We start from the raw sequence: 17,612 nt of genomic DNA on the forward strand, positions 1-17,612 counted from the left end.
TATATTTTAAAGTATAAACTAGCGGATATGTACCTCAAGCAGCTACCTGAACCCAAACAGCACCGGAAACAGGAACACGACAAGGGCCGCCCAGGCGAAATAAACCGGCAGGTAAAAAGCGATGGTCCTACCCACAGCTCCCATGTCCTCCTTTTTTGTGAGCGATCTGAGAAGCGCCCGGGTTACCAGCAGCAGGTGCACCAGCATCAGGATGTTGCTGCCCAGTACCGCTAATCTGTTCGGCGTAATGCCCCACTCTGCTATCCGGAATAAAATAGCCGACAAGGCGATGCTGTTTACTACAACCGTGACGATGGCCAGGAGAAACAGTATCCAGGTACCTGTTGTGTCCTGCTCGTTCCTGGATTTATCAGCGATCGAGAAAAAGATAAGCGCCATTACCCCAATTAGCAGCACATTGAACAGTATCAGGAAGTCCCGGTCGGTGTAGGGGTCTTTGCCGGAGAAGGGGATAGCGATGAGGTAGGCGGTGAGCATGAGCAGCACCAGCGGACTAAAGATCTTGGCGATGACAGGCGATACCTTGTTTACCAGCTGCGGATTGGTCTGCGTGAGGTAGGTGCCAACGATGGGTATGGCTGCCAGCCCGAAAACGCCAATGTACTCGGCATAGAACTGCTCTATCTGGATCCCTATTATCGCAAAGAGCCCGATTGTAATACCCGTCAAGAGCACGCCTGCTATGGCCAGCAGCGCAGTCATGACCAGCAGGTCGCCGTTGAAGCTGAGGTACCCTAGTCGCCTGTTATAGTTGTTGAGCTCGTTTCCGGTAAAGGCTACCCCAAGCAAGGCCCATAGCAGCAGGGGCAGATGTAGGCAGGCTAGCACCAGGGTGTCACTTGCAGGAGCATCCGGCAGCAGGTTAATGTAAACCAGGAGGAGAAGCATAGCCCCGCCAAGCAGAGCCATCTTACGTGCGGGCAGTTTGTTCTTCCAGGCAAAATAGGCCGTGAGCAGCGGGAAGATGATGAAGCTGATGTTTCTGGGGTAAAAGAACGCTTCATCGACGGGTAAGAAGGCGGGCAGCTTGGCAAGTATACCTGCTACCAGCGATGCCGTCACCACCAGCAGCAGGTCCCGGGTGGTGCCCCAGTTGATCTCATCGGTTTCGTAACGGAGCCGTTCGTTCCAGAAATCAGCGAGCGCGTTGCCGCGAAGCTCAGGGTATATTGTCCGGAACTCCTGCGTAAAAGGGGCCTTGTTGCTCCTGTATAGCTTTTCGAGCTGACCGGGGTCGTTTAGATGTGTACGTATCTCGTCTTTCATGGCGGGGTTAGTTGGTCTTTAGAAAGTATACTTTGATGCTGGCGTATCTACCACTTGTCAAGCATGTCTCCCAGGTCACTCACGCCTAAGGTGAACATGATCAGGATAATGCCCAGGATGATTTTAACGACAGCTGGAAGCGAGAAACCAAGCTTCTTCCTGACATAAAGATTAGCCGGCGGCAAGTAAATCAGGGAGATGAGAAGATAAGCAACTCCCGGAACGGGGTGCACCAAGAGCAAGTTCAAGATACCCACCGTGATGACTACCAGGCCAAACACCCAGCCGCTCATAGCCCAGATAATTGGTTTGCTAGGTACTGCTGTTTTGCTTTCCATTGTTATTTCAGGTTTTAGTGGTCGGTTACACTTTTCAGTTCAGTTTGCGCCATGGGTGGTGTTACTGTTCAGCTTCCAGCGAACGGCGACCCGAAAATGCCGACTGCCAGTTCGGCCCAGATGAGGAAGAGCACTACCAGGATAAGGGCAATAAGGCCGATCCGATAATCCATATTCCTTACCTTTCTAAGCACAAATTCACACAGCAGGCCGGTGCTGAGCAGCAGCACGCCCATGAGCACAAAATCAAATAGGCCCCAGTCCACCTCGCTGGTGAACTGCATCGCTATGAATGGAATGGACAGGATAAGCACTACGGCAAGCATAATGCCGGTAAGTCTTTTGTTTTGCGTGATCATAACGTTCTGGTTTTAAGTTGATGTTTTGGTTTATGTGTTTGATTATCAGTTTTTAAAAGCTGTTTAGCATCAGTTCTATCTTATCGAATAACTCGCCCACGCCCATTGCTGCCCAGATAATGAACATGCCCAGCAGGATTTTCACTAACCCGATTTTGGGGATGGAGAATCCGAGTAATCTTTGGAGAATGGTATTAACCGGGAAGAAGTAAATGAGCGATAGAAGTATGATGAAAACTCCAAAACCGGGGTCGTTTCCCCAGAAGGTATTCACAAAGCCGATAGCGAAAAATAAAATGCCGAACAGCCAGCTGATGATGGTAAGGGCGGTAGCGCCGTCATTTCTCGCTACTTCTCCCTGATATTCTTTTTTGTCGTGCATGACGCTATACTTTAAAATTTTTGAAACACCTTTTCAATTCTGATCAATCCCACATGGTGCCGGCTAATCCGAGCACCGTACCAAGCCAGAGCACCACAAGGAATACTATCAGGCTCAGCACATAGGCAAACACCTCCCGCCAGCCGCCCTGGGAGCGGAGATGGTCCATGTTGTAGAAGAACAGCCCGCCGAGGGCACCGGCTGCCGGAACCACCAGCAGCGGCCTGATCCACCATAGCGTCGGCCATTCCGGGTCAGGCTCCCCGGCCCCGATCAGGAAGAAGGAGATCAGGAGTAGCCCGATCCCTGCGCCCATTAACAACCGTTTTCCCACCGGAGCCGGATGAACAGGCCTATTCTGCGATTCGCTTTTCTGTGTCATGGCTTGCAAGTTTTAATCGTTCTTAAATTGATTTTTCCTGTTTGTAAAGTACTTTGAAATGCAAAGTATAAGTATAAAAAAAAATTAGCTGCCGTTCCGATTGCTCAAAATTAATTGCTCCAACGCATCCAAGTGGCTCTTAAAGGCTTCGCGGCCGGCATCAGTGGCATGGTAGGTCGTGTTCGGCTTGCGGCCTACGAACTGCTTTTCCACGCGCAGGTACTCGGCTTCTTCCAGCGCCCGCAGGTGGCTGGCCAGGTTCCCGTCCGTCAGCTGCAATGTGTCTTTCAGGGTGTTAAAATCTGCCTTCTCCTCCACCATCAGTACCGACATAATGCCCAGCCGCGCCCTGCTTTCGAAGGCTTTGTTTATATTTTCAAGGTAATCTTTCACAGGTCTGCTAGCGTTCGTACTTAAAATACATCAGCGTGCCGTACACGATGTGCAGCACCCCGAAACCCAGCGTCCAGGCCAGTAAACCGTAGCCCACAAAAAAGCTGGCGAGCAGGCCCAGTACGATCTCGAGCAGGCCCAGGTACCGGATGTCGCTCAGGGTATACTTGCTGGCATTCAGTAAACCACAGCCATAAAACAGCAGCATGGCAGGCGCCACCAGATACAACAGGTCATGGTACACAAGTATGGCACAGAACACCCCGCCTGCCGCAACCGGTATGAACAGGTTAACGAGCATGCGCTCCGTCTTGCTGTCCCACACCCGGTGGCTGTTCTTTTTGGCGTTGCGTGCCGTGAAATAGGTAGCCGAGCAAAGGGCAAGTATAAATACAAGCCCCGCCACTGCCGCCAGGAACATGAGATTGTCTTGGGTCAGGGTAAGGCCCAGTGACGCTCCATACTTGATGCCTTGGCTTACCAGGTACCACTTCACCACGGCCGCCCCTAAGAGCGCGGAGACGCCGGCTGCTATTCCCGACAGGCCGCTAAGCGAGATAAAGCGGGAAGAGCGATCCATGATGTTGCGGATCTCGTGCAGGGCTTCTAGTTGGTCTTGCTGCTGGTTCATGGTAAAGTACTTTGAGTTTCAAAGTTAATAGTGCTTTACGTAATGTCAAGCGAAAAGAATAAATATTTTGAAAATAAGATGCACCCGGTGCCTTTTCGCTGTGAGAACTGCGATGCCCAAGCCTGAAACGGAGCGGCGAGCGGAGGCATCCCTCGCAAAGCACGGCCAAACCAAAGCCCCCGCCTTACGTTTAAATGGCAAACCCGGGGCGGGAAGTATAAAGTATAGCGTTCTGCCCCATCCATACATGAAACAAAACAAACGATGAATTACACAGAGCATTACGAAGGCATAAAACTAGACGTGCAGGCTGTTGATATTACCATTTCTGACGCCCTGCAGCAAAGCGTGCGCGATACCATTGACAAGGTGAAGCGCCACGCGAAAAAGATCGACTCCGTGGACGTGTACTTTAAGGAGGAGGCCAGCCAGGCTACCAACAGCAAGAGCGTGCGCATGCGCGTGGGTATACCCGGTAACGATGTTTTTGCGCAGGACGAAGGCGACAACTGGCATGAACTGCTCAAGAACGTGGAGGAGAAACTAAAGCGACAGCTGGAGAAAAGATAAACTGCCTCTGGCCTTACAAGGCAAACCCGCTGCATTTATACTTGTAGATGCGGCGGGTTTGTTGTTTTCCCATCACCTGCAGGCGCTTCCTTTTAGAGCCCTCGGCCAGGACATCCGTTATACTTGTACCACCAAATCAGAAGTATAAAATGAGTGAATCCTACTATCCGCACAAAACCATACTCATAACCGGCGGCGCGCAGGGCATTGGCCTGGGGATGGCCTATCGGTTTGCCCAGGAAGGGGCCACCGTCGTTATCGCCGATAACGACGAAGAAGCCGGCCGGCAGGCGGAGCAGTGGCTGCAGGGGCAGGGCTATCAGGCCCTATTCGTGCGTTGCGATGTAAGTAGGGAGGAGGAGGTACAGGCGCTGATGCGGCAGGTGGGGGAGAAGTATAAAAGCCTGGATGCGCTCATCAACAACGCCGGCATTGCCGACCCGTTTCAGGGGCCGTTGCAGGAGTTGGAGATGGCTGCCTTCGACAAGATGCTGGCCGTGAACCTGCGCGGCCCGCTGCTGTGTGCCAGGTATGCTTTGCCGCTTTTGCAGCAGGCAGAGCACCCGGCCATCCTGAACATCTCCAGTACCCGTGCCTTTATGTCGGAGCCCGACACCTTTGCCTACTCTGCCTCCAAAGGCGGCCTGGAGGCCCTCACGCACGCGCTGGCCGTGAGCCTGGCTCGGGAGCGGGTGCGGGTAAACGCCATTGCCCCGGGCTGGATAGAGGTGGGCGAGTGGAAAAAGGCGGAGGACAAGTATGCGCCGCAGCACACCAAAGAAGACAGGGAACAGCACCCTGCCGGCAGAGTGGGCGAGCCAAACGACATTGCCGAGGCCGCCCTCTTCCTCTGCTCCGACAAAGCCGGCTTCATTACGGGGCAAAGTATCATAATAGACGGCGGCATGAGCGTGAAAATGATTTACGCTTAGCGTTAGAAAGTTAAAGAATTAGAAAGTTGAAAGTGGCCGGTAACGAACAATTAATAACGAGCAACTAATAACCCCATCCCCGTAGAAAGTATAGAAACAGAGCCAAGCTATGATGAGAGACATGCCCGAAAACCTGTCGCTGCTTTATGTTACTAACCCCATGTGCGCGTGGTGCTATGGCTTTACGCCGGTGGTGCGCCGTTTGCGGGCCTTGTGGCAGGGGCGGGTAGAGGTAAAAGTACTTTTCGGGGAGCTGCAGGCGCACGAAACACAGCCGCTGCAGCACGAACATAAAGAACGCCTGGCCCTGAGCTGGCACCGCGTGCAGGAGCGCACCTACCTTCCGTTCGAGTACCGCTTTTTCATCCAGCGCAGTTTTGTGTTTAACACCGAGCCAGCCTGCCGCGCCATGCTGTGCGTGCGCCTGCTGCGGCCTGTACTCACCCTGGAGGTGCTACGGGCCATGCACTCTGCCTTTTTCGTGGATAACATCGACCTGAAGGACACGATGGAGCTGGTGCGCCTTGTCCGTCTCTTCGGCATCCCCGAGAACCTGTTCCTGACCTTATTTGAGTCTGAGGAGATTATGCGGCAGATGGAGGATGAGTTTGCCTTCGTAGACGACATCGGGGCCACGACCTATCCAAGTGTTTACCTGAACACCGAAGACGGCCCCCAGCGCCTCACCGCCGGCTATGTAGACTTGGGGGAACTGGAGCAGCGCCTGCTGCAGCTGCTGTAAGGGGCCAAGACAGGATTTATACTTTATTTATATAAGTAGTTTTATATATAGGCCTTCATGAGCATCTATAACAACCTCTTTACTTGTTTTGTCGTATATTAAAACTTCAGTATATTTAAGTGTTCTTGAGTTTAGACCGAATAGAGAACCAGACCCCCATATGAGAAGCAAAACGACCACAAACCAAGTTGATGAGTACATAGACAAACTGACGCCCGAGAAGCAGCTGTTGGCTCAGGAAGTGCGCCGCATTATCCACGCCTCGGTGGCCCACCTGGAGGAGTGCGTACGCTGGGACTGCGCCTGTTATTTCTTCTACGGCCCTGTGTGCTACTTTTCCTCCTCGCGTAGCGGTATCCATTTTGGTTTTTTCCGGGGCAAGGAGCTATCTGATCCGCACCGCCGCCTGGTGAGCCGCAATGGCCAGTACCCGCACATTAAGATCCGTACCATCGCCGATATTGATGAGGCCTACTTCGCCGACCTGGTGCGCGAGGCGGTGCACCTGAACCAGAACTAAGTTCTTAGAGGCTGCCCTCGTGGCTGCATTCCTCGCCCGGGCTCTCGAGCTCGATGGTGACGTGCTGTATGTCCATGGCGGCCATGGCAGAGCGCACCTTTTTCTTCAGCTCTTCGGCCTGGTGCAGCGGCAGCGCAGATGTGGCGACAGCATGCACGGTCAGCACGTTATAGGCCCCATCCAGGGTCCAGATGTGCAGGTCGTGCACCGAGTTGATCTCCGGCATCTCCTGCAGCTTTGCCTCCACCGCCTCCGGTTTGATATGGGAAGGGGAGCCCTGCAGCAGGATATTCATGGTTTGGCGCAGGTTGCGCACCACGTTATAGAGCACGTACAACGTAATCACCACCGACAGCAGCGGGTCTATCCAGGGCAGGTCGAAAAAGTATAGGATGATGCCGCCTACCAGCACGGCTGCCCAGCCCAGCACATCCTCCATCAGGTGCAGCCTCACCACGCGCTCGTTCAGCGAACTACCACTCTTGAGGCGCAACACAGCGGCTCCGTTCACGATCACGCCAAGTATGGCAAAGGCTATCATGCCCGGCGCATGCACTTCCTGCGGATCCCAGATACGGGGCACCGCCTCCGAAAGTATAAAGAAAGAACCCACCAGCAGCACTACCGAGTTAATCACCGCCCCCAGCAAGGTGAAGCGCTTGTAGCCAAAGGTATACTTCTGGTCGCGGCCGCGCTTGGCCACGTTCTCAAAGTACCAGGCCAGTCCCAGCGAGAGCGAGTCGCCCAGGTCGTGAAGGGCATCCGAAAGTATGGCCACGCTGTTTATCCAGATGCCGCCTATAATTTCGAGCAGGGTAAAGCCCAGGTTCAGGAAAAAGGCCACCTTTATATTGCTGCCGCCATGGTGGTGGTGATGCCCGTGTTGGCCTTCGTGGTGCCGGTGATCGTGTGCCATAATCCTATAAAACGGTAAATGCTGTTTTAGGGTGTCTGCTTGCCGCGCCGTTGCGCTTTGGCGTATAGGTTGTACATTTGTGCCCTGCGCCCGCAAGCCTAATGCCACGCAGGCACGTAAACACCCATCGTCCATGAAGATACTGCTTATTGAAGATGAACCAAAAGTCGCCTCCTTTATTAAGAAGGGCTTGGAGGAACAGAGTTACGAGGTAGACCAGGCCTATGACGGCAGCCTGGGCATCCGGCTGGCGCTGCAGAAGGAGTACGACCTTATCATCCTCGATATCATCCTGCCAAACATGAACGGGCTGGATGTGTGCCGCGAGATCAGGCGCCACAACAGCACGGTATCCATATTGATGCTCACAGCGCTCGGCACCACCGACGACAAGATCATAGGCCTGGACGCCGGCGCTGACGATTACCTGACCAAGCCCTTCGAGTTCAAGGAGCTTCTGGCGCGCATCCGGGCCATCTCCAGGCGCAGCAGCGAGAGCATCGTGGGTGAGCGGTTGGGCATAGCCGACCTGGAGATGGACGTGGTGCGCAAAACCGTCCTACGGGCCGGCAAGCCCATCAGCCTGACGGCCCGCGAGTTCGCCCTGCTGCACTACCTGCTGCGCAACAAGGGCCGCGTGGTATCCCGTGTGGATATCACCGAGCAGGTATGGGAGACCTCCTTCGACACAGGTAGCAACGTGATAGACGTATACATCAACTTTCTGCGCAAGAAGGTGGACAAAGGCCATACTTCCAGGCTGATCCACACGCTGGTAGGGATGGGCTATGTGCTGAAAGAACAGGACGAAGTATGAAAATCCGCTCTAAACTGACGCTGCAGTTCGCCAGTATCTTTGCTCTGATCCTGGTGCTTTTCTCGCTGGTCGTCTACTATTTTACCTCCCTTTACCGGCAGGACGATTTCTACAAGCGCATCCTGAATCGCGCGGAGGTGGCGGCCCGGCACGTACTGGAGGCCGATGAGGTAGGGGCAGCGGCACGGCGGCAGAACATGATCGACTTTTACCACGAGCTTCCGCATGAGGCTGTCCGGATCTACAACAGGAGCGGCGAGCTGGTATTCTCCCACGGCGACGGCAACCTGGGCATCACGCCCGCCATACTGGAGCGCCTGCTGCAGGATGGGGCCGTGGAGTACGACAGCGACGTGCGGCAGGTGGTGGGCATCTGCTACCAGGATAACGGCGAGGAATACGCGGTGCTGGCCTCCAGCATCGATGCCTATAGTCTGCGCAAGCTTCAGAATCTGAAGATTATACTGATCGTAGGCATGCTGGGATCCGTGGTGGTGGTGGTGCTGGCAGGGTGGATTTTTGCCAAGCAAGCGCTGCGCCCCATCACCAAGGTCGTGAGCGAGGTGGAGAAGATCAGCGCCAGCGACTTGCACCTGCGCCTGAGCAACGCCGACGGCAAAGATGAGCTCTCGCACCTGGCGCAGACCTTTAACAAGATGCTCGACCGCCTGGAGCTTTCCTTCGAGATGCAGAGCACCTTTGTCTCCAACGCCTCGCACGAGCTGCGCACACCCCTTACCGCCATGATAGGGGAGCTGGAGGTGGCCCTGATGAAGCCGCGTGAGCCGGAGGAGTACCAGCGGGTGCTGCAGAGCACCCTGGAGGATGCCCGCCTGCTCACCGAACTCTCGAACGGCCTGCTGCAGATTGCCCAGGCAAGTATAGATAACGCCAAGATCAAGCAGACGCTGCTGCGCTTCGACGAACTGTTGTGGATGGCCCGCGACCAGGCCCTGAAGCGCCAGCCACAGGCCCGTATCGATATAGACTTTGCCAGCTTCCCGGACGATGAGAAACGCCTGATGGTGCAGGGCAACGAGGCTCTCTTGCTGATTGCGGTGGTAAACGTGCTGGAAAATGCCATCAAGTTCTCGCCGAATGGGCGGGCGGCCATCGGGCAGATAGAGGTGCAGCAGCGCGATGTGGTGCTGCGCGTGCAGGACCATGGCCTGGGCATTGCCCCCGAGGACCTGAAGCACGTGTTCGTCCCTTTCTTCCGGGCCGAGAATGTGCGCAACATTACGGGGCACGGCATCGGACTGCCGCTGGCAGAGCGTATCCTGAAGCTGCACAGGGGCAGCATTGCGGTGCATTCGCAGATCAACAAGGGCACTGAGGTAACTATCTCGCTACCCCAGGCTTTCGCAACGATTCCTGCCCACCCGTGATTTTAATTCCCTTTTAATGTCTTTTTAATTTCCCCTTAATCCCGGCAGCGTAGGTTTGTGCCAGTTAGGTGAGACAAGCTATTCTGCGCTTGCACCTTAGCGTGAGCGGGTGCAGGTGTGGAAGCTTGCCGAACAAGATCAGAATTAAATATGACAGAAAAAGGAGAAAGAAGAAACTACTTGGCTACCCTGGGAAAGGATTTCCCCTCTGGGTTGGTCGTATTCTTAGTGGCGCTGCCACTGTGTCTGGGCATTGCGCTGGCCTCCGGCGCACCCTTGTTTGCCGGTATCATCACGGGTGTAGTAGGGGGTGTGGTAGTGGCCTGGCTCAGCGGCTCACAGCTGAGCGTAAGCGGTCCGGCTGCCGGCCTAACGGTCATCGTGCTGAACGGTATCGAGGCGCTGCAAACCTACGAGGCGTTCCTGCTGGCCGTGGTGCTGGCCGGTGTGCTGCAGTTGGTGCTGGGCTTTCTGAAGGCCGGGGTGATCGGGCTATACTTCCCTTCCTCCGTTATCAAAGGCATGCTGGCTGCCATCGGTCTTATCCTTATCCTGAAGCAGATTCCGCACTTCATGGGTGCCGATGATGACTTCTTTGGCGAGATGCGGTTCTTCCAGCCTGACGGGCGCACCACCTTCTCCGAGATTGGCCACGCGTTCTCAGCCATCAACCTGGGCGCTTTGATGATAGGCGCTATTTCGCTAGCCATACTTATCGGCTGGGATACAAAGGCGCTGAAAAAGTATAAATTCTTTAAGCTGGTGCCGGGGGCGCTGGTGGTGGTGCTTCTATCCATCGCCCTGAACGAGCTGTTCAAGGCTTCCTTCCCCGGGCTTGTAGTGGGGGCGCAGCACCTGGTAAGCCTGCCGGTGATCGGCTCTGTCTCGGAACTGGGGCAGGAGCTTCGCTTCCCCGACCTGTCGGCCTTCGCCAACCCGCAGCTGTACGTGGTGGCCTTTACCATTGCCATCGTTGCGAGCCTGGAAACGCTACTAAGCGTGGAGGCGATCGATAAGCTGGATCCGCACAAGCGCCGCACCCCTAACAACCGGGAGCTGATGGCGCAGGGCGTGGGTAACATCACAGCGGGCCTGATTGGCGGTTTGCCCATGACCGCGGTGATCGTGCGCGGCTCTGCTAACGTGGCCTCAGGCGCCGAGTCCAAGATGTCTGCCTTTATACATGGCCTTTTCCTGCTGCTGTCGGTGCTGTTTCTGGCCAGCTTCCTGAACCTGATCCCGCTCTCGGCGCTGGCTGCCGTGCTGCTGGTGGTAGGTTTCAAGCTCACCAAGCCCGTACTTTATAAAACGCAGCTGAGGCTGGGGCATGAGCAGTTCATCCCCTTCATCGTTACTATTCTCGCCATCCTGTTCACCGACCTGCTGGTTGGTATCTGCGTGGGCCTTGCCGTGGGTGTGTTCTACATCCTGAAGGCCAACTATAAATCGCCCTACTTCTTCCACAAGGAGGAGCACCGGGAGCGCGAGATTATCCGCATTAAACTAAGCGAGCACGTGTCGTTTCTCAACAAGGCCAGCATCGTGCTTACCCTGGACCACATGCCCCGAAACAGCCACGTGATCATAGACGGAGAGAACTCCGAGTACATAGACTACGATGTGCTGGAAGCGATACAGACGTTCAAGAAAACCGCGCATGAGCGTAATATACAGGTGGAGCTGATCAATATTAAAGATGTGGCCGTATTGGATCTGCATTAAGTATAAAAAGGAATATAAACAGATAAGAGGATTAAAATAAAGCAAACGTTATTTTATGGAGAAGATATTTGAGAACAATAAGAAATGGGTTGCCGAAAAGCTGGCCGGGGACAGTGATTTCTTTACCAAGCTTGCTAACGGCCAAAAGCCGCGCTACCTCTACATTGGCTGCTCCGACAGCCGCGTGCCTGTAAACGAAATTACCGGTACGGGTCCGGGCGAGATATTTGTGCATCGTAACATTGCCAACATGGTGGTGCACTCGGACATAAACATGCTGTCGGTGCTGCAGTATGCCGTGGAGGTGCTGAAGGTGAAGGACGTGATCGTGTGCGGCCACTACGGCTGTGGCGGTGTGGCCGCGGCTGCTAGTAACAAGCAGTTTGGGCTGATGGACAACTGGCTGCGCAACATCAAGGACGTGATCCGCCTGCACGAGGAGGAACTGATGAGCATGGAGGATGAGGAGCAGCGCCAGCGCCGCCTGGTGGAGCTCAACATCATAGAGCAGGTGCATAACCTGTCGAAGACGTCTATTATCCAGAACGCCATGCTGAGCGATAATGCCCCGAGGCTTTGGGGGCTGGTGTATGATATCCGGGAAGGCCTGCTGCGCGACCTGAAAGTGGGGGAGAAGGATTTCCAGCAGTACGACCACATCTACAGCGTAACCGGTGACATGACCACTACTACCTAAGTGCCTTTTGTTTATGTTTAGTTGATAAGCGCCTCCCAATTTTAGGGGAGGCGCTTTGTTTTTGTCTATACTCTCTAGAAGCCCGGCACGTAGCTCAAGGTAAGCTGGAAGGAGGTGTTGCGGCGCTCACGCCCCTCATAGGCTCCCTCGTCGTCTATGTTCTTCAGGCCGCCGTTGTAGCGCAGACCCAGCCCGATGCCGCTCGGAGCCCGGTAGCCAAGTCCGGCAGCGTAGCCAAAGTCAATAGGATAGGGGTCGTCCGTGATGTCGGTCTCAGTGGTGGTCGTGGTATTAGCCCGGCTAACCTCCCGGATGCGCTTGGCCTTTACCAGGAACGATGCCTGCGGTCCCAGCTCAAAAAACAGGCCGCTCACCTGCAGGTGCAGCAGCACCGGAATATCCAGGTAGTTCAGGCGCAGGCGATCCTCTGTTTCAATATCATTGGTGTTGAACGTATACCTGGAGCCTTTGGAGGTATACAGCACCTCTGTCTGGATGCCGATCAGCTCGTTAAAACCGTGGCGGGCCGTAATACCGGCCGTATAGCCTGGGCGGTAGTCATAGTTGTTGGCATGTTCGCCCCTGAGGGTGCCAAGGTTCAGGCCGGCTTTTACGCCCATGGACTGGGCACTGGCTGCGCCAGCCAGCAGAGAAAGGCCTACGCCAAGGATAAATTTCTTCATGATAAAGTATAAATTAAAAGCTTTTAAATAGCGGGTAAGGCTGCAGTAGGCTGCCCTGCTGCCCGCAAAAGTATAAAAAGCTTTGAATATAGCCAGCCTAAAATGCAAAAAGCCCTGCTACAGCTGTAGCAGGGCTTTTGTGTGGCGCTTTTGCCACTATCTTTCAGGAAAGCTTACCGACGGTAGCCGCTGGGAAGCGGCCGCCTGTCTGTGTGCCTACCATTCATAATCTCTTCTCGAAGATGATCCGTAAGAGTAGGGAGGTCCGCCATAGGTGTTTCCGTACCCACTTGAGCTTCCATACCGGTTGCCGGTATGGAAGTCGCGGTCCCTGTCGCGGTCACGCATCTCGTCCATTCTTCTGCGGCGCTCGGCCTCCTCATCCCCGAACCAGGACTTTACCTCGTCGCCGGCGCGGTCAAAGAAGCCTCTGTCGTCATCACGGTCTCGGTCCCTGTCGTGGCCGGAAGAATAGCGGTCTCTGTCGTAGCTGCTGCTGCCGTAGCCGGATGAGCCGTAGCTGCCTCTTCCGGAGGAGCCATAGTTGCTGGTAGTATAGCCTGTGCCGTACGTGCCGCTGCCATAGCCTGAGGATCCGCTACCGCTGCCGTAGTTGCTGCCATAGCCTGAGGATCCGCTGCCGTAGTTGCTGCTGCCGTAATTTCCGCTATAGTTAGAGCCGCTGCTGTACGAAGAGCCTGGGCTGTAGGACGAACCGGAACCATAGGAAGAGCCGGAACCGGAACCGGATGAACGGCCATAGTTAGAGGAGCCATAGTTGCTGCCGCTCCAACGGTCGCTGTCACGGTCGCGCATCTCATCTCTTCTTCTGCGGCGCTCGGCGTCATCATCGCCAAACCAGGATCTTACCTCGTCCTTAGAGCGGTCCCACGTGTCGCGTTCGCCTCGGTGGCTTCTGTCACGATCGTAGTCGGAGCTATAGCCTGAAGAGCCGTAGCCGTAGTTGGAGGAACCGGTGCCGGCCGAGCGGCCGTAGGATGAGGTATTGCCGTAGCCTGAGCTGGAGTAGGCATCCGTGCCGGAGCCCAGATCAGATCTGCGGCTGCCGTAGCCACTGGATGAGCTATCGTAGCCAGTGCGGCGGTTGCGGTTTGTTATGTCGAAATCGTTCGAATAGTAGTTTCTGGCAGATCCTCTTGACTGGGACCTGTCGTTGTCGTTGAACGGGTTGTAACCCGAGTTTTCATAGCTTCTCATAGGTTCTATTAGTTTTAATTTAAAGATATTACTTACATGCAATAGCAAGTGCCGAAAGCAGAAGCATCAGATACTAAATGCTTTCGACGTATTTTTCTACGGTGAGCAGGATGATATGTTATATTATCGCCTGTTTTCAGAGCCCCACAGCCTTTTACCCTCCTTCAGGCCGTCACAGTAATCCTACTCTGTACGCTAGCAATGAATTAGTAAGACAGATGCAGTGCAATTCCATGTAAGCATGACTGTATAAGTATAATACATTATTGGTATTCTAAAAATTGTATTTACTCTATGTGTTTTGTTGTATCTAATTTCACACAGTTTATTAATTAGTGTGTAACTATATGTGTCTGAGTTGATACTGGTGGTGTTTGGACGATTTTTATTGTACTTCATTTATTTGTCTAATTGTAATTTTTTATAGTAAAGCGTTAGGTTTATTGTTTGGGCTTATATAATTTTGTGGCGTGTTGGAATTATGTGGCAGCAGAAATGGTTGAGCCAGGAGTGCAATTTATACTGCGGACTACCCGTTTACGGCACGATACTTTTAGTCATATTACCTATGAAACTTAAAACTTTGCTGGCCTCTATGGTTGCTGTTGTTACATTTACAGCCTGTGAGGACATCTTTGAGGGGGGAAACCTTCAACCAGATGGTTCTACCCCGAGCTTAACCATCAACAACCCTGGTAAAAACCAGGCCATTACTGTCACAGGCGGCCTGCGTGTAAACATCACAGCCGTTGACAAAGACAATGTAGAAAACCTGAACTTCACGCTGAGAGGCGAGACGGCCGAGAAAGCAGTGCTGAATTTCAGTACCCGGCCAGGCAAGAAAGTGGTGGAGTTTGATACGACACTTAACGTTGGCGGCATCGCGCCGGGCACCTATAAGCTTATTGTAGCGGCCACCGACAAGCGCACGAACCTAAGCACCAGAGAGGTAACGGTTAACGTGAAGTAATCCTGATTATACTTTTCCTGATAAAAAGGCGGCTCCGAGTAATCGGAGCCGCCTTTTTATTTATGCTACTGGCATGGCCACTCAGAACTGGAACACCACCTGCCACTGCTCGTTCAGGGATAAGGAGGCATCAAAAGGCTCGCCTGTTTTCTGCGATACAAACCCCTTTATTTTAGGTGTCTTTCCCTTGAGCAGCAGCGTCGCGATCTGTTTTTCAGATAGTTGCTTGCCGCCCATCTCGAACGGCACCACAAACTGGCAGCCTTCCCGGAACCTGCTGCAGCCATAAGCGGCTTTGCCTTTCAGCAGCTTGCCCTGCTTGCAGCGCGGGCATTGGGCAAACGGGTCTTTGGCGGGGGCTTTCTCCACCAATTCCACTTGCAGCTGGTGGCTTGCATCCAGCTTAAGTATGGCGTCAAATGTATCGCCCTGCTCGTTTTTAAACCCCTTGATGGTCGGGGTTTTTCCTTTGCCCAGCAGCGCCGTCACCTGTTTCTCTGTCAATTCTTTACCATGCTGCTCAATGGGTATCAGGAAACGGCAGCCCTCCTTGTAACGGATACAGCCATAGGCCTTGGAGCCTTTCAGGATGTGCCCCTCGCGGCAGGCAGGGCAGGCGCCCAGACCTTGAGAAGGCGTGGCTTCCTTCTTTTCTGCGGGCTTTATACTTGTCTTCTTGCCTTTGCTGGCTGGTTTCTCTTCCTGCTGTGGCTCCAGTGTCACGGTGGCGCGGTCATACTTCACTTCCTGTACCAGGTTGGTCACGAACTCCTGTAACTCCTGCAGGAAGGCTTCGGCCTTAAACTCACCGCCCTCGATCTGGCGCAGCTTGCGCTCCCATTGCCCGGTCATCTCCGCCGACTTCAGCGTTTCGTTCCTGATCACACCGATCAGGTCGATGCCCATCTGCGTAGGGATGATCTTCTTCTTTTCCTTGCGGATGTACTGGCGTTTGAAAAGGGTCTCGATGATAGCGGCACGGGTAGAGGGGCGGCCGATGCCGTTCTCTTTCAGCGCCTCCTTCAGCTCCTCGTCGTCTACCTGCCTGCCGGCTGTTTCCATGGCGCGGAGCAGGGTAGCCTCGGTATACTCTTTGGGCGGATTGGTCATTTTCTTCTCCAGCAGCGGCTCGTGCGGCCCGTGCTCGCCCTTCTCAAAGAGTGGCAAAACGCCAGCGGCTTCTTCTTCCTCCTTGGCATCCTTGCCTGTGGGCGCATCAGATGATTTCACGTCGTCGGCACCGTAGAGCACGCGCCAGCCCGGCTCCAGAATCTGCTTGCCACGCACCCGAAATGTATAACCCGCCGACTCGGCCATCACCGTGGTGTTGCTCACGATACAATCCTGGTAAAAAGCGGCGATGAAACGGCGCGTGATGATGTCGTATACATCCGCCTCGCGGCCATACAGGTTGCCAGCCGCATCGCCGGTCGGGATAATGGCGTGGTGGTCGGTAACTTTGTTGTTGTTGAAGACCTTTTTAGTCTTGCGGATCTTACTTTGCAGCAGCGGCGCCACCTCCTGCCTGTAGTTGCTCAGGCCCTGCAGGATGCCGGGGATCTTTGGGTAGATGTCATCCGGGAGGAAGGTAGTGTCTACGCGGGGGTAGGAGACAACCTTTTTCTCATACAGGCTCTGCACCGTTTTCAGCGTCTCGTCGGCCGACATGCCGTGCTTGTTGTTGCACTCGATCTGCAGCGAGGTCAGATCGAAGAGCTTGGGCGGTGCCTCGGTGCCTTTCTTTGTCTCTACATCCGTGATCGTGAGCTCATCCTGCTTGATGGCCTCCATGATTTTCTGTGCCTCCTCCTCTTTTTGGAAGCGGCCGTTGGTGCTGGCAAAGGTTGTGTCGCGGTAAAGGGTTTTGAGTTCCCAGTAGGGCTGCGGCACAAAGTTGGCAATTTCGTGGTGGCGGTTCACGATCATGGCCAGCGTGGGTGTCTGTACCCGGCCGATGGACAGGGTCTGGCGGCCGCCGTTGGCATACTTGAGCGTGAACAGGCGCGTGGCGTTCAGGCCCAGCAGCCAGTCGCCGATGGCGCGGCTCTTGCCCGCCTGGTAGAGCAGGTCAAACTCGGAGCCCTCCTTCAGTTTGGCAAAGCCCTGCCGGATGGCGTCCTCGGTGAGCGAGGAGATCCAGAGGCGCTTGAAAGGCTTTCTATATTTGGCCTCGGTCAGTACCCAGCGCTGGATCACTTCCCCTTCCTGGCCAGCATCCCCGCAGTTGATCACCTCTTCGGCGTTTTCCAGCAACTTTTTAATGATGCCGAACTGCTTTTGCACCCCGCTGTCCTTCATCAGCTTAATGCCATACTTCTCGGGCAGCATGGGCAGGTCGTAGAGGCTCCAGCGCTTCCACTCGGGGCGGTAGTCGTCGGGCTCGCGCAAGGTGCAGAAGTGGCCGAAGGTCCAGGTTACCTGGTAGCCGTTGCCCTCAAAGTAGCCGTCTTTTTTTGTCCTGGCACCAATCACCATGGCAATCTCACGGGCTACGCTCGGTTTCTCAGCAATGCAGACTTTCAAGCTGTTAGGGGTTTAGGAAGATGTTCATCAGACTCCAAATTTAGCATTTTTATGCCGCATCTGCGAATAAAAGCCAGCCTTATATCACTGTAAATAAACGTATGAGAGTTGAAACATTAAACCTGTTGGCCGGTTAGGTGGG

The 17,612-nt window shown here is 54.3% G+C and carries 20 protein-coding genes; 9 read left to right on the forward strand and 11 right to left on the reverse strand.

What is annotated here, in order from left to right; all coding sequences use genetic code 11:
- Positions 1-42: 42 nt before the first annotated feature.
- The 7 genes from OH144_RS02525 to OH144_RS02555 all read right to left on the reverse strand — a co-directional run bounded on the left by OH144_RS02525 (position 43) and on the right by OH144_RS02555 (position 3,772).
- Positions 43-1,287, reverse strand: coding sequence for a hypothetical protein (locus OH144_RS02525; RefSeq protein WP_266204715.1), 1,245 nt, complete (start codon positions 1,285-1,287; stop codon positions 43-45).
- Positions 1,288-1,334: 47 nt separating this feature from the next.
- Positions 1,335-1,625, reverse strand: a complete 291-nt coding sequence (locus OH144_RS02530; protein WP_266204716.1) for a hypothetical protein — start codon at positions 1,623-1,625, stop codon at positions 1,335-1,337.
- A 68-nt stretch (positions 1,626-1,693) separates the two neighbouring features.
- Positions 1,694-1,984, reverse strand: a complete 291-nt coding sequence (locus OH144_RS02535; RefSeq protein ID WP_266204717.1) for a hypothetical protein — start codon at positions 1,982-1,984, stop codon at positions 1,694-1,696.
- Positions 1,985-2,036: 52 nt separating this feature from the next.
- Complete coding sequence (locus OH144_RS02540; protein WP_266204718.1) at positions 2,037-2,366, reverse strand: hypothetical protein; 330 nt, start codon at positions 2,364-2,366, stop codon at positions 2,037-2,039.
- Positions 2,367-2,409: 43 nt separating this feature from the next.
- Entirely contained in the window at positions 2,410-2,748 is a 339-nt protein-coding gene (locus OH144_RS02545; RefSeq protein ID WP_266204719.1) for a potassium transporter KefB, read from the reverse strand.
- An 84-nt stretch (positions 2,749-2,832) separates the two neighbouring features.
- On the reverse strand, positions 2,833-3,141 hold the full coding sequence (locus tag OH144_RS02550; RefSeq protein ID WP_266204720.1) for a winged helix-turn-helix domain-containing protein: 309 nt from the start codon (positions 3,139-3,141) through the stop codon (positions 2,833-2,835).
- 7 nt (positions 3,142-3,148) lie between these two features.
- Complete coding sequence (locus OH144_RS02555; RefSeq protein WP_266204721.1) at positions 3,149-3,772, reverse strand: hypothetical protein; 624 nt, start codon at positions 3,770-3,772, stop codon at positions 3,149-3,151.
- 264 nt (positions 3,773-4,036) lie between these two features.
- Here OH144_RS02555 and hpf point away from each other — a divergent pair, with 264 nt between their 5' ends.
- The 4 genes from hpf to OH144_RS02575 all read left to right on the forward strand — a co-directional run bounded on the left by hpf (position 4,037) and on the right by OH144_RS02575 (position 6,536).
- Positions 4,037-4,342 (forward strand): ribosome hibernation-promoting factor, HPF/YfiA family, encoded by a 306-nt coding sequence (gene hpf / locus OH144_RS02560; protein ID WP_266204722.1) that lies wholly within the window; start codon positions 4,037-4,039, stop codon positions 4,340-4,342.
- 149 nt (positions 4,343-4,491) lie between these two features.
- Positions 4,492-5,274: a glucose 1-dehydrogenase gene (locus OH144_RS02565; protein ID WP_266204723.1), complete on the forward strand. Its 783-nt coding sequence runs from the start codon at positions 4,492-4,494 to the stop codon at positions 5,272-5,274.
- A 109-nt stretch (positions 5,275-5,383) separates the two neighbouring features.
- Entirely contained in the window at positions 5,384-6,016 is a 633-nt protein-coding gene (locus tag OH144_RS02570) for a DsbA family protein (protein WP_266204724.1), read from the forward strand.
- A 160-nt stretch (positions 6,017-6,176) separates the two neighbouring features.
- Positions 6,177-6,536 carry a DUF1801 domain-containing protein gene (locus tag OH144_RS02575; RefSeq protein ID WP_266204725.1) on the forward strand — a complete coding sequence of 120 codons (360 nt, stop codon included), beginning with the start codon at positions 6,177-6,179 and terminating at the stop codon, positions 6,534-6,536.
- Positions 6,537-6,540: 4 nt separating this feature from the next.
- Here OH144_RS02575 and OH144_RS02580 read toward each other — a convergent pair whose 3' ends face one another.
- On the reverse strand, positions 6,541-7,452 hold the full coding sequence (locus tag OH144_RS02580) for a cation diffusion facilitator family transporter (protein WP_266204726.1): 912 nt from the start codon (positions 7,450-7,452) through the stop codon (positions 6,541-6,543).
- A gap of 133 nt (positions 7,453-7,585) precedes the next feature.
- On the opposite strand from OH144_RS02580, the gene OH144_RS02585 reads away from it, so the two are divergent.
- The 4 genes from OH144_RS02585 (at position 7,586) to OH144_RS02600 (ending at position 12,076) form a co-directional block, all read left to right on the forward strand.
- Positions 7,586-8,269: a response regulator transcription factor gene (locus OH144_RS02585; RefSeq protein WP_266204727.1), complete on the forward strand. Its 684-nt coding sequence runs from the start codon at positions 7,586-7,588 to the stop codon at positions 8,267-8,269.
- The gene (locus OH144_RS02590; protein WP_266204728.1) at positions 8,266-9,657 is read left to right on the forward strand and encodes an ATP-binding protein; all 1,392 of its coding nucleotides are present in this window, start codon (positions 8,266-8,268) and stop codon (positions 9,655-9,657) included. The genes OH144_RS02585 and OH144_RS02590 overlap by 4 nt, the downstream gene beginning before the upstream one ends.
- Positions 9,658-9,807: 150 nt before the next feature.
- Positions 9,808-11,379, forward strand: coding sequence for a SulP family inorganic anion transporter (locus tag OH144_RS02595; protein WP_266204729.1), 1,572 nt, complete (start codon positions 9,808-9,810; stop codon positions 11,377-11,379).
- Between the two features lie 55 nt (positions 11,380-11,434).
- Complete coding sequence (locus tag OH144_RS02600; RefSeq protein WP_266204730.1) at positions 11,435-12,076, forward strand: carbonic anhydrase; 642 nt, start codon at positions 11,435-11,437, stop codon at positions 12,074-12,076.
- A gap of 74 nt (positions 12,077-12,150) precedes the next feature.
- Here the strand turns inward: OH144_RS02600 and OH144_RS02605 are convergent, their stop codons facing one another.
- Complete coding sequence (locus OH144_RS02605; RefSeq protein WP_266204731.1) at positions 12,151-12,759, reverse strand: porin family protein; 609 nt, start codon at positions 12,757-12,759, stop codon at positions 12,151-12,153.
- Between the two features lie 216 nt (positions 12,760-12,975).
- A complete protein-coding gene (locus OH144_RS02610) occupies positions 12,976-13,977 on the reverse strand; it encodes an SWFGD domain-containing protein (protein WP_266204732.1) in 1,002 nt (333 codons plus the stop codon).
- A gap of 568 nt (positions 13,978-14,545) precedes the next feature.
- Here OH144_RS02610 and OH144_RS02615 point away from each other — a divergent pair.
- Complete coding sequence (locus OH144_RS02615) at positions 14,546-14,947, forward strand: hypothetical protein (RefSeq protein WP_266204733.1); 402 nt, start codon at positions 14,546-14,548, stop codon at positions 14,945-14,947.
- An 81-nt stretch (positions 14,948-15,028) separates the two neighbouring features.
- Here OH144_RS02615 and OH144_RS02620 read toward each other — a convergent pair whose 3' ends face one another.
- Positions 15,029-17,470, reverse strand: coding sequence for a type IA DNA topoisomerase (locus OH144_RS02620; protein ID WP_266204734.1), 2,442 nt, complete (start codon positions 17,468-17,470; stop codon positions 15,029-15,031).
- Positions 17,471-17,612 lie beyond the last annotated feature (142 nt).

Source organism: Pontibacter kalidii (assembly GCF_026278245.1).
GTDB classification, from domain to species: domain Bacteria; phylum Bacteroidota; class Bacteroidia; order Cytophagales; family Hymenobacteraceae; genus Pontibacter; species Pontibacter kalidii.

Bases quoted from the DNA above. Each gene is read 5' to 3' on its own strand.
- OH144_RS02525 (WP_266204715.1), bottom strand. From the start codon at position 1,287: ATGAAAGACGAGATACGTACACATCTAAACGACCCCGGTCAGCTCGAA.
- OH144_RS02530 (WP_266204716.1), bottom strand. From the start codon at position 1,625: ATGGAAAGCAAAACAGCAGTACCTAGCAAACCAATTATCTGGGCTATG.
- OH144_RS02535 (WP_266204717.1), bottom strand. From the start codon at position 1,984: ATGATCACGCAAAACAAAAGACTTACCGGCATTATGCTTGCCGTAGTG.
- OH144_RS02540 (WP_266204718.1), bottom strand. From the start codon at position 2,366: ATGCACGACAAAAAAGAATATCAGGGAGAAGTAGCGAGAAATGACGGC.
- OH144_RS02545 (WP_266204719.1), bottom strand. From the start codon at position 2,748: ATGACACAGAAAAGCGAATCGCAGAATAGGCCTGTTCATCCGGCTCCG.
- OH144_RS02555 (WP_266204721.1), bottom strand. From the start codon at position 3,772: ATGAACCAGCAGCAAGACCAACTAGAAGCCCTGCACGAGATCCGCAAC.
- hpf (WP_266204722.1), top strand. From the start codon at position 4,037: ATGAATTACACAGAGCATTACGAAGGCATAAAACTAGACGTGCAGGCT.
- OH144_RS02565 (WP_266204723.1), top strand. From the start codon at position 4,492: ATGAGTGAATCCTACTATCCGCACAAAACCATACTCATAACCGGCGGC.
- OH144_RS02570 (WP_266204724.1), top strand. From the start codon at position 5,384: ATGATGAGAGACATGCCCGAAAACCTGTCGCTGCTTTATGTTACTAAC.
- OH144_RS02575 (WP_266204725.1), top strand. From the start codon at position 6,177: ATGAGAAGCAAAACGACCACAAACCAAGTTGATGAGTACATAGACAAA.
- OH144_RS02580 (WP_266204726.1), bottom strand. From the start codon at position 7,452: ATGGCACACGATCACCGGCACCACGAAGGCCAACACGGGCATCACCAC.
- OH144_RS02585 (WP_266204727.1), top strand. From the start codon at position 7,586: ATGAAGATACTGCTTATTGAAGATGAACCAAAAGTCGCCTCCTTTATT.
- OH144_RS02590 (WP_266204728.1), top strand. From the start codon at position 8,266: ATGAAAATCCGCTCTAAACTGACGCTGCAGTTCGCCAGTATCTTTGCT.
- OH144_RS02595 (WP_266204729.1), top strand. From the start codon at position 9,808: ATGACAGAAAAAGGAGAAAGAAGAAACTACTTGGCTACCCTGGGAAAG.
- OH144_RS02600 (WP_266204730.1), top strand. From the start codon at position 11,435: ATGGAGAAGATATTTGAGAACAATAAGAAATGGGTTGCCGAAAAGCTG.
- OH144_RS02605 (WP_266204731.1), bottom strand. From the start codon at position 12,759: ATGAAGAAATTTATCCTTGGCGTAGGCCTTTCTCTGCTGGCTGGCGCA.
- OH144_RS02610 (WP_266204732.1), bottom strand. From the start codon at position 13,977: ATGAGAAGCTATGAAAACTCGGGTTACAACCCGTTCAACGACAACGAC.
- OH144_RS02615 (WP_266204733.1), top strand. From the start codon at position 14,546: ATGAAACTTAAAACTTTGCTGGCCTCTATGGTTGCTGTTGTTACATTT.